The sequence below is a fragment of the Tenacibaculum larymnensis genome (assembly GCF_028829235.1).
GTDB classification, from domain to species: Bacteria; Bacteroidota; Bacteroidia; order Flavobacteriales; family Flavobacteriaceae; genus Polaribacter; species Polaribacter larymnensis.
The window spans coordinates 142,462-158,876 of sequence record NZ_JAIWJY010000008.1 but is presented as its reverse complement, the minus strand read 5'-3'; the positions used below and the strand labels follow the sequence as shown (position 1 = coordinate 158,876).

The window sequence follows — 16,415 nt, the reverse complement described above, 5'->3', positions numbered from 1 at the left end:
ATATCTCCCAATTACTTAACTTAAATTACTTTTGCTAAAAACAATAATTCTCAGATAATATCACTTAACTTTATGCTTCCGAGAATCTATGAAAATTTAATTTTTCTTTATGCTTTATTCACTTAATGTGTGAAACATTTTTGCAAAAGCAATTTCAAGAAAAATAGAAACCTCCATGTTCGTTTTACCCTCTTCTAACATTTTTAAAATAGTATTTAAATGCGTATGCTTAAAATTATAAAAATCTCCTCCTTCTTTATATAAATCTTCCTTCTTTAAGTTTTCTAGCTGTTCAAGCATATATTTATTTGCTTTGTAAGCTGATTTTCTTTTATTTAAAAACAGTTGCATCTTTTTATTCTCTTTTTTGCTTGATTTATTATACATAGATAAAGCTGTTTTATACTTCTGTTCTACCGACCATTCTACCCTTTTGGCATCTCTATACAATTTCTTAAGTCCATTAAAAGCTAAATCATAATATGTTTTTACATAATCTTGATTCTTATGTAAATGACTTAAGTACTCAATTGCCTTTTTCTTATACTTATTTTTAGATTTTAGTTCAGCATCTTTTAACTCTTGTTCTAATACCAAAAATTTATCTGCTATTTTATTTATTTTTTTTATCTCTTCAAATCTCTTTGCTTTCCCAATAATTAATACTTCTGGAGTTATTTCATGAGGCTCTCCTTTAAACATATGTTCTTTATAAGAAAAACTAAATACACCTCTAGTTCTTTCTTCTTTAGCCTTCTTTTTTGCAGATAAATCAAAAGCGTAATTATAACCGAAAGTAACTGTTAAGTCTTGAGTATTCTTTAAAGAGGTATTTCTAAATAACTGAATAGCACTTAAGTTAAAATTATGCTTTTCTCTATACACATAATTTGTATTTAATCTAAAGTTTGTGGCACTTGCTTTATTTATTTTACTATTATTTTGGTTATAAGAAGTACTAAATGTTGTGTTTAATTTGTCTTTTAGAAATTTTTTATTGACAGCAACTGTTGGTCCCCATGTATACGACTCATCTCTTCCTATAGTATTATAAGTAGTATTTAAAGCAGAGGTTATGTTTATTTTTCTTTGTGGTAATCCTAATGTATAAGAGGTATTAAAATTATGAAATGTTGAACCATTACCTATACGTACAATCCCATTTTCAGCATTTGCTACCGTAGCTAACGAATAATTTGTGTTTAAATTTTGTCTTCTATTTTTACTATTTTCTAAAATATAACTTACATTAACGTTAGCATTTTGAGATAACTGCTTATAGTTGAATCGCTCTTCTTGATTATCTAACAAATTATCATCATTTATAATCTCAAACTGATCTAGTTTATTATTAGTGTAAGTAGAAAAGTTGGAGTAACTTCCTGTTATATTTACTCTTTTATTCATAGCGTAAGTAGCATTTATACTCCCTACTGTTCTACTAGTATTAGTCTCTTTTTGATTGGCTAAATCATCTCTTTGGTATCCTATATTAAACCCTAGACTTATTTTGTTATTAAATAAAGTAGTATTACCGTTTAAAGTAATATTTTCAAAATCATTATTAAAATAATATGCTCCTAATGTTTGGTACCCTGGATCTATACGCTCATACCCTACTCCAAATCGATACTTATCAAAGCTGTATTCCATTTCTGTTTTGAACGCTTTGTAATGTTCTGTTGACGCTCTATTATTAAATAATAGACCTGCTATACCGCTACTGTAGTCTACTCGTTCGGCTCTTAAATCTTGTGTTATCGCCGTTGATGCATACTCCCCTTTAAATCGAAGTCCATCAGTTACAGTTACAGATCCTGACATACTTAATACTAAATTTTCTTTAGGTAATACCTTTTTTTCTTCTGGAACCGCACTTATGGAATTTATTTTGTCTTTTGCATAAAAACCAATTAATTCTAAGCTATACTTTTCTTTTTTAAATCCTACTTTGGCCCCATATCCCATGCGTCTAAAAGCAGGTTGTGTTCTATTATCTTCAGAATCTTCTGTGGCTTTTAATAATCGCCCGTACATTGCTGAAAATGTAAAACTTCCTTTTGGAGTTAAATCAACTCCTCCTCCAGTAAATTGATGACCTGCTAAGGTATATGGTGAAAAACTCATACTCACATCTCCAATATGAGCTTGTATCCATCTATATTTAGGGTGTAAACTCAAACGATTGAAACTAAACGGTAACTGATACTCTAAATCTCCTCCTTGATTCGAAAAACTATAGCTTACTGGAATTGAAAATTCATAAATATTAAAATTTAAGCTTCCTTGTAAAAAATAGGTAAATGGTGCTCTCGCGCTATTTTGGTTTGATGAATAAAACACAGAGTTAGCCGCTATGTTCCCGCTAACTTTAAATGGTTTTCCTCTTCCTATATTCTCAAAATCTAATTGTTGTCCTACTATACTTTCAGCAAAAAATATGCTTAAAGTAAACACTACTACTTTTAGTGTTTGCCCCCTCATTGTAATCATTAAAATATACTTTTTCTTTTTATAACTGTTTTGCTAAACACTCTTCTGAGTCTTTAACTTTTACGTTGTATGCCGCTTTATTTAAATTACTTATTCTTGTTGTCTTTGCATTCGTAAACGGAAACCATGTTTCATTATCAGCATTATTTCCTTTATAATTAACCCAATTCGTGCCATTAAAAACTTGTATTACATCATCTTTTTTTAGTTGGTATAAAAATGTTCTACTACTTTCTCCTGTCGCACTAATATCTATATACCCATCATTCACCGTAAAACAATTTTGATCTGCTGAGCCTGTTACTTGGAAATCAACTTTTGCTGTTTCTTCAATAGTAAACTCTACAGGAACTAAATTTGACCAAGAAATGTCTTCGGGATTTATTCCAACTCCTTTTTTTCCTGTTTGATATTTAAGTTTGTAAGTTCCATGAGGTAAATTGTTTGCCCATTGATACCTATAGGTAGTTTCGTTTATTTTCTCTAGAGATTCTATATCAAGTTTTTGATCTAAAATAACATCGTACTTTCCAGATTCTGTGTTCTGTTGATATATAATAACTGCCAACTTTTCTGTTGTGTATAAATCTCTTTTAAAGTCAAATGTTAGGCTTCCGTCTGCTTTATAATTACAACTTGTTTTTTGGGTTACTATGGGATCTTGTAATTGAGGAGATTCAGAAATAAATACATAAGTATAAGGTTCTTTTGGGCTCCACCCATTACACAACTCTAATTTATATTGAATACTTTTACTCGTATACAAATGAGCTTCACTACCAAATAAGTCTTTAGCCGTAAACGTAATTGAACTTTTTCCCAAGTACTCTTGAGGAAACTTCTTCCAACCATTGGTTATTGGATCATAATACATCCAATTATATACTAATTCATGATAACCTGAAGAAGCCTCTAAGGTTATTGATGTAGTTGTATTATTTACTCCTGGGTCAGGTGTCAGAATTTTAAAATCATTATCTGGTATTATACTTATGTACGTTACTTCATGGTTGTAACAATAATTAGATAAATCTAATCCTTCAATAAAAGTATATCCACAAAATAACTGTTCAGGATTCAATTCTATCAACTCAAAATTATTACTATCACTACAATCAATTTTATTTCCTTTTTCACTCTTTAAAATTCCTTGAATTTCTCCGTCAACTATAGAAATAGAAATACTATTTTTACAAGGAATAGCACCATCAGCTATATCTCCATTACCACAAGTTAAACTCAAGCTTTCTATTACCTCATGAAAAACATAACCTTGCCCAAACCCTAAACAACTATATAATAATAGTATTAACAATAATTTCTTTTTCATTTTTCTCTCCTTACTGTTTTGCTAAGCATTTTTGTGAGTCTCTCACTTTTACACTATACGCTCCTTTATTTAAATTATTTATTCTTGTGTTTTTAACATTGGTAAACGGAAACCAGGTATCATTATCAATATTACTCCCAGTATAGTTTAACCAATTGGTGCCATTAAAAACTTGTATTGTTCCATTTTTAGTCAATTGGTATAAAAATGTTCTATTGCCTTCTCCTGTCGCACTGATATCTATATACCCATCATTCACCTCAAAACAATTTTGATTTGCTAAGCCTACTACTTGAAAATCAACGGGTGTTGCAGGTGCTATAGTAAAGGGGTCAGAAAACTCAAGGCTTTTCCATGTATCGTCTGCATCATCTATTCCTCCTGAACCTGTGTGTGTTTGAAACTTTACTCTGTAACTTCCTGCATCTAAAGGTTCTGTCCAGGTATAACTATAAACTCCAAAATTATTGGTTAAGGTTGATGTATATTCTTGTCCAAACAATACACTGTCATCTGTACCATCATATAAAGTCATTACCAACTCTTCTCCTGAGTTTAAATTTCTATTAAAATTTAAAGTAAAACCTCCATCATTTTTATAGCTACAGCTTGTTTTTTGAGTTACTACTGGTTTTAGTAATTGAGGTGAGCATCCTACGATTTTATATGTCAAAATATCTGAGTATGCATTAATATTCGTTTCTCCTTTTAAAGACGTATATCGAACTCTTAATTGTACATTTTCTCCTACTTGCAATCCTGGGAAATTTGATTGTGATATATTAACTGCACTAGGATTACTTCCATAAGTTAACAACTCCTCCCAATTTGAATTACTTGGTATTTTGTACTCTAAAGAATACATACAATTTGTAGAAATAATTAAACTTTTAGAGTTACAAGATTTTAACTCGTTTCCTGTTGCACCGTAATTATTTATCGCTTTAAAATCTTCTATTTTAATTAAATTAAACTTAGATACTGATCCCGAAACACACCTATTTTTATTTACAGCCTCCATTATAAAGCTAGAATCACTGGTACAACTATTATTTACCGTTTGAATATCACTTGTATGACTACCAGCCGTACAAGATGTTAGCGTTCCTGAAACCGACAAACAAGAAGCACCCAAAGCAGTTATTTCCTTACTAGTTGAAAAAACATAAAATGTATCTACAGAGCCACTATTAGTGTTAGGAGGTGTAGTAGTTACATTATATATTGACTTAGCAACACCATCTTCTATATAGGATATTCTGACACCCCACGCAGGTTGTATAGATGATGTACTAAACGATGCTTTATACTCCAATAAATAAGTATGTTGGCTAAAACTTGCCATACTATACAGTAAAAAAATTATATGTAGTAATTTCTTTTTCACAGCAATTTACAGCAGTTACTCATCTAAGTATTTAGCTAATGAAAATCTATTCTCCTTTATAACTAGTGCCAGTTTATCTAAATTCAATACTTTATTCTTATCTAAAACCTCTCTTTTTAATTCAATAAGTTTGTTGTTTTCATATAAGTCATAAAGTAATTGTGGCTTAATATTTTCAAATAAACTTACCCAGTTAGTAAACCTATCATTAATCTCAACATAACCATTGCTATCTTTCTTATATAGAATGGCTTTATTAATATTATTTCTACTATACTTAATTATACTGTATGTATTATTATTATCTTCAAATGTAAATTTTGAAATTAATGTTGTAATTTCTTTGTCTATCAAATTAAACTCTGGTTTTCTTTCATACTTTTTCTTTGTTTTCTCATTAGAAACCAATTTATTATCATTTAGTAAATATTCTGAAAAAAAAGATTTCTCTAATATAAAATCTTGTTCTGTTTTAATTTTAAAAACTTCTGGTGTTTGCCTCAGCTTCGCTTTTGGATAATTATACCCCTCAACAATAAGTCGCTTATCTTTTACTTTATATAAACTTTCTGTCTTCTTAACTTTATACCATCCTCTATAAATATTCGCTAACTTTTCAAAATCTAATCCTTTATTTTTCCCTCTTGTTTTTTTTATTAAACCTTTTATGAAGTCATCTTCGGACTTTCCTTTTAATAACTCTAGCAAAATAGCAGGCTCAAAATTGGAAAAAATACTTATCATGTATTCTTGATTTAATAAATCACTTATGTACCATCTATCTTTAACTTTTTCTATGGAAATTACCCCTATAATAGGAAATGGTATCTTCTCCATAATAAATGAGTATTTTAGAAAAGCCATATTCCTTCCATTATAATTATACTCATATACTGTTTCTATTTGTATATAATTTTTGGATGTATCATTTTTTTTAACCGCTTCAAAGTGTTCTTCATCCCTAACTATTTTAGTTCTTCCATCTAAGTATTCACTCAATGCCCATTTTCTATTAGAAGCCGAAAAAAAAGACTGTATTAAACCTTCATAAGTAGAATAATCAATTTCTTTTTGAGAACCTACTTGGTTTATACGCAAAGGTGTTTCGTATATTTTATAAGTAGCCATTACTTCTTTTGAAAAACGAATAGCTATACCTTCTCCTTTTTTAAATTGCGAATAACTGATTGTTACTATAGTTAATAATAAAGATGTTATTAATTTTCTCATTATTTTATTTTTTATTTTTTTCTAATATTTTCAATCGTATATAATAAAGTAGTGATGGTATAAATAACACTATTAGTATAAGGTTAAACCATATTCCTCCTAGAGTTTTAGATGGTTTTTTTTCATTTTTCTTTCTTTTAAGAATAAGATTTCTTTCTTCCCATTTACAATACCATACTAAAAAATTACCATTCTCATCTTTATCTAAAGAAGGCATATAACCTGAGATTGTTTTTTTTACTTTATTCTCTTTTAAATAACCTTCAATATAATATAAGTCTGTAGCTTCTCCATCTACATTATAACGCTTTTTCTCTATCAATACATCTTTCACATAGCATGATTGCTTAAAATTGACGGTATACAATAATTTTATTTGATAAAAATCATTCACAATGGCTGATAATACCGCAAAAAAACCTACTATACTTAAAAATAAACTTAAACCTTTCATTTTACTCTTTATATAAATCTATTGGATCAACTAATTGAATTCTTTCATAATATGGTGAAGTTTCTAATTTTTTACCTAAAAACACTAGATAAGCACCTGCATTTAAATCTAAATACACTCCTTTTCTTAAAGGAAATACTCCAAATTTTCCATTAGAATAGCCAATACTTAAAAGTTCAGCTCCTGCTACACCACTTGCGTAACCACTAATAGCAAACCAATCATTATTTTTAAGTAAACTAAACTCTCCTTTTGCACCAAAGGCAACATCTAAACCTATTATTGCAGGATCTATTGATTTTTTATATTCAATCCACTTATCACTCTCTACATATTTTCTCTCTTCACTAACTACTTTTACCTCTCCAAAAGCATTGGCACTAGCTTCAATTTTTACTTCGGCAGTAATATATTCTTTCGCCTTTTTTATTGCCCAATCAGGTATGGGCAACTCATCTATAGGCAATCCCCATTTCCATACAGTAACCTTACCTTTTAATCCTACTTTAAATCCTCCTTTGGTTTTCTTTTCTCTATAATATAGACGAGATTCTATATCTTCTTTATTTTCAGATATACTTTCAAAAGGAACAATTTCATAAAACCAATTAATACCTACTGGACTTGATGTTGATGTCGATTTAATAAAAGAAAGACTTTCTAATTTCTTTCCATATTTTTCAATCAATTTTGTAGCTTCAAAAGCTTTTTTTATTGTTTCTGATCCAAAGTTTTCACTCCCTAAACTAAATTTCCTTTTTTGATAATCTCTTTTTACCCATTTAACGTCTAAGCTTTTTTCTTGCTTATTAGGATAGCCCGCATTAACAGTTGTAGTTACAGTTTCAGTGTCTTCATACAACCATTTAAATGTGGTTTTCTTTCCTTGATGTTCAGTCTCTAAATTATCATTGAAATACCATTTAATATCACTTTTAGAAATAATATCTTCATTTAAATTTGGTGATATTTTTATTTCATAGTCTATTATTTTAGAATCTTTTGTGATGGAAGGTTCGTTAATCAAATAAAGAATTTGTCCTGATTTTGCAGCTCTTTTTTCATTTTTATCTTCTTTAGCAACCAATTCCAAAAACTCAAATTCTTTAACTATTCTTTTAATTGTTACTTTAACTTTTTCTTTATTATAATTAGCAACCACATCTAATACATGAATATCTTTCATGTTAATACCTAAATTATCGTGTGTAGTTTCATTTGTTACAAAATTAGAAGTGTTATCTGTGCCAAGTTCTAATACTTGCCAATTAATTTTCGCATTTTTTGGGTAATTTTTTAATAAGAATGCAAAATTTGTTTGCTCTCTAGAATAAGGAACCTCTATTGTGTCTCCGTTTTTATAACTTTTACCGTTATGCTCTATTACTGCATTTTCACTTTCATTACTTGAAGAATTGTTACTCGTATTTGCATCCCCTCCTGTATTATTAGTTGTATCTGTACCACTACTTGTTCCTGTTCCTGAAGTATCTCCTTGGTTCGTTGCATCAGTATTTGTAGTGTCTGTTGAATCTGAATTATTCGTATCTGGTGTTGAATTATTATCTGTACTATCTCCTGTTGTTGGGCTTTCTCCTGTAGTAGTCTCACTATTGGTTGTATCTGAATTCTCTTCTACTGGTTCGTCTTCTTTAAAGATGTCATCTACTAGGTCTCCTAAATCTTCAATAACTTCATCAGCATCAATAATCCCTCCCCATTCAGGATCGTAATCTGTAACTACTACACCATCAGTAAGCTCATAACTACTATTTACTTGAACATTGTCAAATACTACTTTAATACGTGTGTATTTACCTATATTAACTTTTCCTCCTGTTGCTATGTTTGCCGCATCAATAATTTCTTTTAAATTTTCTAAGAAAGGAAGTGTAATATACCCCCAACCGCTAAACGTACCATTACTTCCTGTTACTTCACGTGTAGTTACAGGAAAGTCTCCTGCAGTGAAAGTTTCATTGATACCTAATTTTGGTAAAGGCTCTTTGTTTGTAATATTAATTTGTGGTGTTAATCCACAATTGTAATATGCAGCTTCATCGTTACTTGGCGTGGTAAACTCTTGAATATTTGAATAGGCAAATCCTGATAACTGAGTACACTCTCCTCCTACACGAAATTCGTACCCGGTAGCAGGTTCTAAATTACGTATTTTCCCCTCGTTGGTATAGCTATTTACCTCAAACCAATCATCATCTCCAAATCCTTTTTTACGATACTGAATTCTATAGCGTAAATGTTCTGAACTTTGCCAATTCACCTGTACCGACTCTGCGGTTAATGCTTGTGAAATAACAAAGCTTGGTGGTTGACAATCTTCTAAATATTTAAACCAAAAAATTTCACTATTACCATCATTTTTAAATACAGAGGTTTCATTAATTCCGTCACTTACAAAAGCACGGACTTGCCATCCGTAAATTTTCCCCGATAATAGTTGTGGGGCTTCGGGTCCTACTAATAATGTTGTACTATACGTAGTTGTTTGATAAAACGGAACTGATGCTAAAAAGTTAGCTTGCGGATTTTGTACATCCCACAGTTCTTTTAATGTAAACTCGTATTGTACGTTGCTTACATTACTATGACGAGGTGTCCAAGTAAATAATATGTTTTGCGGATTGGTTGCATTTACAATATTATCCTTAAACGGTAAATTTAAGATAGGTGGATCGTTTTGTAATAAATATACTGTGGTACAACTTTTAGCCGATAATTTTCTATTAGTAAAATAATCGTATACTTCAAAACAAAAATCATATCCCCCATTTGGTAACGGTGCATTGTACTGCCCTGGCGTGATTCCTACTAAATTATTTAATTGAAAATAAGCCTGTAAATCTAAGTTAGAGAGTCTTAAATTTATTCCTCCATCAACATATATAGGTGTTTCTCCTGCAATTACATCTTGTGTAGTTATAGAAAGTCCTTGTCCTTCTATATACATTTTTAATCGTATTCTACGTCCTACTTCATTTACATCGGTTAATAAGATGTTTGTATATAATTTTTCACTCGTTGTTGTAGCATAGTCTGACATTTTTAAACTATACGGAGGTATTAACTGTGGAGTAACTTGTACGGGATAGGTTTGCGAATATAGTACCGTACTTATAAATACAGTAAAAAGTACCACTATTTTCTTAAATATATTGCTATCGTTTGGCTTGATTTTCATCTGCTTTTTCTTATTTAGCTTCTTTTTGAACTTTTATATCAACTACTATGCGTGAGTTTGTACCATCTTTTACAAACTGTTTTATCTTTACTGCTCCTTTTCGGTTATCTGAAGTTTTAAAAGGTATAATTCTTGGTGTTATGGTCTCGTCAAACTCTTTTAATCCTTCGTTGGTTTCATCCATTGTTAATCCTGCTAGTAACTCATCATTTGTCATACTATTAAAATCTGCTACCGACAATGAAGTACTACAACTACACGATTCCTGATTATTAATCAATTGGATTGTTTGTGCATTAGGAATAGAAGAAAAAGCTACGGTTGAAGCCTGATCCGGACTTACAAACTTATTGTATGAAAAGGATTCATTTAATCCGAAAAAAACAAGATCTATATCCTTTCCTGTTTCATTAGTAACTTCACTCTTTGTATATACTTTTCTTGTTTTGGTTGAAAAGAAAGCTCCAATAACATTCTCTTTATGAGCTGTATTAATTCCTAATTTTACGTTTTCAAAACTTCTTAAGTTGGTATTTTCATAAACCACTATTGTTTTTGAAAACACTTTCTCTTCTTTTCCATTACTTGCTCTTAACTGTAATGTATGAGTTCCTGGTGTTTGAATTTCTATTTCTGGGTTTTCTTCTGAACTACTTGTTATATTGGCTCCTTCAAAAGTCCAATTATAACTAGTTGCACTTACACTTTTATTTGTCAGCGTAACTTTTACAGGAACTTGATAATCATCGTCTTCAAAAGCTACCGCATAGTCAAAATTGGCTGCTAAATAAGGTGCAACTTCTATCTTTTTCTCTTGGGTATAAGTTTCTTCACCATTACTTACTTTTAATCTTATTGTATGCTCTCCTGAAGTAGTAAAAACTACATTTTGTGGATGTTCTTCTGTTGATGCTTCTGGGTTTCCGCCTTCAAAAAACCACTCAAAAGTTGTTGCACCAGTTGTTTTGTTGGTGATTTTTACTTCAACTGGTGAGTAATTATTTTCTAATACTTCAACATCAAAATTTGTTAGAACAGTTGGTTTAACTGTTACTTTTTGAGTTTTCACATCTACACTTCCATCTCTATTAGAAGCTTCTAAAGTGATAAGATATTCTCCTTCTTTATTGTATGTTATAATACCTGGATTTCTACTTGACGAGCTATTGGGTTCTCCTCCTTCAAAAGTCCAGTTATAGGTATCTGCTCCTTCTGTATCGTTAGTGATTTTCACCTTTACAGGAACTGTATAATCTTGGTTCACAATTTCGGTACTAAAATCAACAGTAACTGGTAATGCCACTTCATTAACACAAGCATATAAACCTAATAGCATTATTATAAAAAATAAAACCTTTCTCATTACTCAACAATTACTTTTTGTATTCTTTTTGCTTTTGGAGTTTCTAATAGTAATACATATACCCCTGCTGATACATTCATATCATACAATACTTCATATTCTTTTTGCCCTTTTAGTAGTTTATCTGCTACAACTGAATTTGCTCCTAAACTAAAAAGACGTAAAGAAATTTCTGATTCCTTTTCTAGCTCTACGTCAACAGTAAACTTTCCTTTATTAGGGTTTGAATACACAGCAAACTCTTTTACAAATGGATTCTTAGCTTCCCCTACATCTGTTAAATCTCTTGCTTTTAAAACATTTACTGTTTTAGTTGCTACTTTTTTACAACTTCCTTCATTTGAAATTAAAGAGATATCATAATTTCCAGGTGCTGGAAAACGTAAAACTAGGCCTTCATCAGTTTTTTGAACTATGGTTACATTTGAAGGAATTTCCCACTCAACTGTTTCACTAATAGGGTTAGACACATTAATTAATATAATGTCTTCGCCTACAAAAGCTTGTGACGTTAATATCAATTGAGCATCTATAACAGTGTTTGACTTATGTATGATTATTTCTTTAGATACTTTACATCCATCAACAGTTGTTACTGTTAATGTATAAACTCCTTCTTCAGATAATAACACAACACTCTCATTGCTTGTAAAACCATTTGTTGAAGTCCATGCATATTCTGATATTCCATCCATGGTTACATCATACTCTATAGTTTCTCCATAACAAAGGGTCACTTCACTTGGAACAACATCAAATATTAACTCTTCTGCATTTTTAACTAAAATTTCTTTTGTTGTCTGACAACCTTTTTGGTCAGTAACCATAACAGTATACATTCCTGCACATAGTCCTGTTACATTACTTCCTGTTTGTCCAGTATTCCATGTTACATTATATGGAGCAATACCTCCTTCAATATTTAAGTCTATTTCTCCTGTACAACTATTATAACATACAATATCTTTTACAGTTTCTGTAATTGTTAATGAGCTTGCTTTTTCTACTGTAAAACTGCCTGTAGTTTGACAACCATTTGCATCAGTAACTAAAACGAAATAACTTCCTGCTGCTACAGTAATTTCTGCTGTTGTTTCACCTGAACTCCATGAATAAGAATATGGTGGTGTTCCTCCTTCAACATTTAAACTTATTACTCCGTCATTATTACCAGAACAAGTTACGTTTGACACATCACCTGTTACTCCTAATACTTCAGGCTGTACTACTGTGAAAATTTCACTAGTATCCTCTATCCCTTTTAAATCAATCACCTTTACAAAGTATCTTCCTATTGGTAAATTATAAATAACTTGAGAGTTTGCTATACTATTTCCTGTAGTTGCATCATACCATACATAATTATTACCTCCAACACCACCTGTTGCTACCGCATTTAGTACCGCCGATATGTCTCCATTACATTTAATCGTTTCTACTTGTTCGATTACAACTACTAATGGGTCTGGTTCATCTAAGTTATAAACTTCATTTAACTCACACCCTTTAGCATCTACCACTTTTAAATAATACTTTCCGGTAGGTACATTATTTATTGAAGCAGTATTGCTTATACTATTAGTTGCTTCATCTTTCCACTCGTATGTATACGGTGCTACCCCACCTTCAATATCTACTGATATACTTCCATCTGACAAACCTGCTCCGCTAGGTTCTTCAAAAGTTGTTACTAATACTCTGTATATACTCGGTTGCGTTATGGTAATTGCTTCTTGTAATTCACATCCATTTTCATCTTTTACAGTTACAGTATAAAGTCCTTCTGGTAAAGCAGTAATATCTTCTGTTTTATCACCATTACTCCATTCGTAAGTATACACTCCTGTACCTCCTGTAACAGAAATATCAATGCTTCCATCATTACCATTGTAACAGGTTACTTCTGTTTTTGCGAAAGTGATTGCAAGAGGAGGATTTTCTCTTAGCTCTTGTTCTTTGTAAATTGTATTTCCGTTAGAGTCGGTAACTACCAATCTATACGTTCCTACTAAAGCTGTTAAAGTAGCTTCTGTTCCTATAACTTTTGTTAAATCACTACTACTATACCATTGATAGTTATAGTCTTCACCTGATAATACATATCCTCCAATTACTGTTGAACCAATCGTTCCTGTTTCTCCGTTACAAGCTATTGGTTTTGTAACTGCTAAATTTAGTTCTAATTTGGCAGGTTGAATAAGTGTAAATTCTTTTTCTACTGAACAGTTATTAGCGTCAAGAATAGTCATGACATAAGTAGCTGCATCCAATCCTGTTGGATTGCTTAGATTACTGATAACTGTTGTATTTCCTTTTACTCTTAATTCATAGGTATAAGGAGCAGTTCCTCCCGATACTTCTTCAATATTAATTTCACCGTTTGTCGTTTCAAAACCAGTTAAGTTTTTTTGAGAATCTGTAACTATTGTTAAAGGTGCAGCTGGTTGGTTTACTGTTATTATTTTTTCTATAGGCGGATTTGGACAATTATTGGTATCTGTAATTACCACTTTATAATCTCCAACACTAAGGTTTAATATGTTTTTTTCTGTTCCTATTACAGTACTATTTCCAACTTTATACCATTTATAAATGTAAGTATCTGTACCTCCAATTACATCTACATCTATACTTCCTGTTGAATCTCCATAACAAGCAATATGACTTACAGTAACATTACTAATTTCAACTTTAGTTGGATTTACTACAATACCTTCACTATACGATTTTATATTATTACTATCTGTTATTTCTACACCATAATCTCCTGCTGATAAACCTCCTACTGTTGTATTAGTTGCTCCTGAAATAAATACTTTTCCTCCACTACTATCTATTTCGTACCAATGATATGTATATGGAGCAACTCCCCCTTTTACAGCTACCTCCAATTTACCATCGGTATCTCCATTACAATACAACTCTCCATCACTTGGGATAGTTATAGTTCCTATAAGTTTATCAGGTTGTGTAAGTATTTGATATAATTCATCTGTACATCCGTTTGCATCCGTTACCAATACTCTGTATGTACCATCTCCTAAATTTGAAATATTTTGTAAAGTTCCTACTTCATTATCTGCTTCGTTCAACCATTTGTAGGAATATGGCTGAGTTCCTCCTGATACAGAAATATTGATACTCCCGTCTTTACTTCCAAAAGCTAATGGCTCTTGGTGACTTACATAAGAAACACTCAAACTTTCCGAAGGTTCAGTTACATTATATGTTTTTTCTAAAGTACAGTCATTTGCATCCGTTATAGTTACCGTATATGAACCTATTGACAATCCTGATAAATCTTTTGTAGTAGCTCCGTTTGACCATGCATAGGTGTATGGTGAAGTTCCTCCATCAACAGTTAAAGTTATCGCTCCGTCATTACCTCCTTTACAAGCAACATTTTTTATAGTTTCTCCTATTGACAATGGAGCTGCTGGTTGTGAAATGATCTTACTTTCTGAATACCCATCTTCTACAACACTACCATTATAAATTACTGATACATATACTCTGTATTCTCCTGCTGGTAAACTATCTATTACAGGAGCTGTTCCTGATATAGAAACCCATGAAGCTCCCTCTTTTTTTTCCCATGCATACGTATAAGTTGAACTAGCTCCTCCTGAAACATTAGCATCAATGCTTCCTGTTGCTTCCCCAAAACATTTTACATGTGTTATTATAGGATCAATTTTTAATTCTGCAGGTTCAGTTAATGTCACTGAAAAAGGTGTTTTTTGATTATTACAACCGTTTGCATCGGTTACAATTACGCTATAAGTTCCAGCACCTAAATTAGACACATCTTTTTTATCAGAGAAACTAGTTTTGCTTCCATCTTTAAACCATTGATACTTATACGGTGCTGTACCTCCTGTTACAGAAATATTAATAAAACCATTAGTTCCGTTTTTCTTAGTTGGATTCCCATCACTTGCTTTATCTACAGTAAGAGTTTCTGAAGGTTCTGTAATAATTTTTGTTATCTCACTAGATTTACATCCATTTGCATCAACTACTTTTATAAAATAGCTGTTTGCTGTTAATCCCGTAACTGTTTTGGTGTTGCTAAAAGTTCCTGATTGAGTAATATTATCCACAGAAAGTGTGTAAGGAGGAGTTCCTCCACTCATTGACACAGTGAAACTTCCGTTATTTTCACCTCTACAAGATACATTAGTGAAAGATGTCACCATAGGGGTAGCCAATGCTTTGGGTTCTGATAATGTTACGGTTGTTGTTTTGGTGACATTATACTTATCTTTAACCTCTATCTTATAGTTTCCTGCTGAATAACCTTCAAAACTAATAGGCTCACCTTCAAGCTTAGAATATGTAACTTCTTTAGAACTAAGCACAGTACTGCTTCCTTCTTTATATAAATTAACTTCATAAGTACCATTGCTTCTGGGTAGTCCTCCTTTAACACTTGCGGTTATAGTACCTTTTTCTCCATAACATTTTATGTACTGTATATCTGATGCATCAATAACTAAAAGTTCGGGGTTTGATAATGTAATTGTTTTGATAACCCTATTACATTCATTGAAGGTATCTTTATATTTACTATCTCTTAATTCAACTTTATAAATACCAGAACCTAATTTTTGTATAAGTTCAGAACCTTCAGATATTGGTATTACACCATCTGCAGAATTTGAACTCAAATCAGCTATTAAAACATCATTCTTATATACGAGATAAGTGTAAGCTTCATTTGTCCAACCTTCAGAAGCTTGTATTTGAATCGCCCCAGTTTCGGTTCCATACTCTGTTATTTCTTGATTTTCAATTAAATCCATTTTCAAATAGTCACTAGGTCCTTCAATTGTTACCGTCTCCACCTTATCGTCTGGTTCCTGTTGTGCCCAAGAATTTATTCCTAACAATAAAAACACAGATAGTACTAATAGCTTTTTTACCTCCATAATGTTTAATAAACTATTTTTTTTCATA

Annotated in this window: 8 protein-coding genes; all 8 read right to left on the bottom strand. The window is 31.3% G+C overall.

The features are described 5' to 3' along the window. Positions 1 to 114: 114 nt before the first annotated feature. Genes LCI24_RS12610 through LCI24_RS12575 form a run of 8 tightly spaced genes read right to left on the bottom strand, consistent with a single transcriptional unit; the run spans position 115 to position 16,414 of the window. Positions 115 to 2,493, bottom strand: a complete 2,379-nt coding sequence (locus LCI24_RS12610; protein WP_274640692.1) for a porin family protein — start codon at positions 2,491 to 2,493, stop codon at positions 115 to 117. A gap of 19 nt (positions 2,494 to 2,512) precedes the next feature. After that, a complete protein-coding gene (locus tag LCI24_RS12605; RefSeq protein WP_274640691.1) occupies positions 2,513 to 3,823 on the bottom strand; it encodes a hypothetical protein in 1,311 nt (436 codons plus the stop codon). A 10-nt stretch (positions 3,824 to 3,833) separates the two neighbouring features. Further along, positions 3,834 to 5,168 carry a hypothetical protein gene (locus LCI24_RS12600; RefSeq protein ID WP_274640690.1) on the bottom strand — a complete coding sequence of 445 codons (1,335 nt, stop codon included), beginning with the start codon at positions 5,166 to 5,168 and terminating at the stop codon, positions 3,834 to 3,836. 57 nt (positions 5,169 to 5,225) lie between these two features. Continuing rightward, positions 5,226 to 6,440 (bottom strand): hypothetical protein, encoded by a 1,215-nt coding sequence (locus LCI24_RS12595; protein ID WP_274640689.1) that lies wholly within the window; start codon positions 6,438 to 6,440, stop codon positions 5,226 to 5,228. A gap of 4 nt (positions 6,441 to 6,444) precedes the next feature. Next, complete coding sequence (locus LCI24_RS12590; protein WP_274640688.1) at positions 6,445 to 6,894, bottom strand: hypothetical protein; 450 nt, start codon at positions 6,892 to 6,894, stop codon at positions 6,445 to 6,447. 1 nt (position 6,895) lies between these two features. After that, on the bottom strand, positions 6,896 to 10,093 hold the full coding sequence (locus LCI24_RS12585; protein WP_274640687.1) for a fibronectin type III domain-containing protein: 3,198 nt from the start codon (positions 10,091 to 10,093) through the stop codon (positions 6,896 to 6,898). Between the two features lie 10 nt (positions 10,094 to 10,103). Beyond that, the gene (locus tag LCI24_RS12580) at positions 10,104 to 11,456 is read right to left on the bottom strand and encodes a PKD domain-containing protein (RefSeq protein WP_274640686.1); all 1,353 of its coding nucleotides are present in this window, start codon (positions 11,454 to 11,456) and stop codon (positions 10,104 to 10,106) included. Then, a complete protein-coding gene (locus LCI24_RS12575) occupies positions 11,456 to 16,414 on the bottom strand; it encodes a hypothetical protein (protein WP_274640685.1) in 4,959 nt (1,652 codons plus the stop codon). Before LCI24_RS12575 ends, LCI24_RS12580 begins: the two co-directional genes overlap by 1 nt. Position 16,415: the final 1 nt, after the last annotated feature.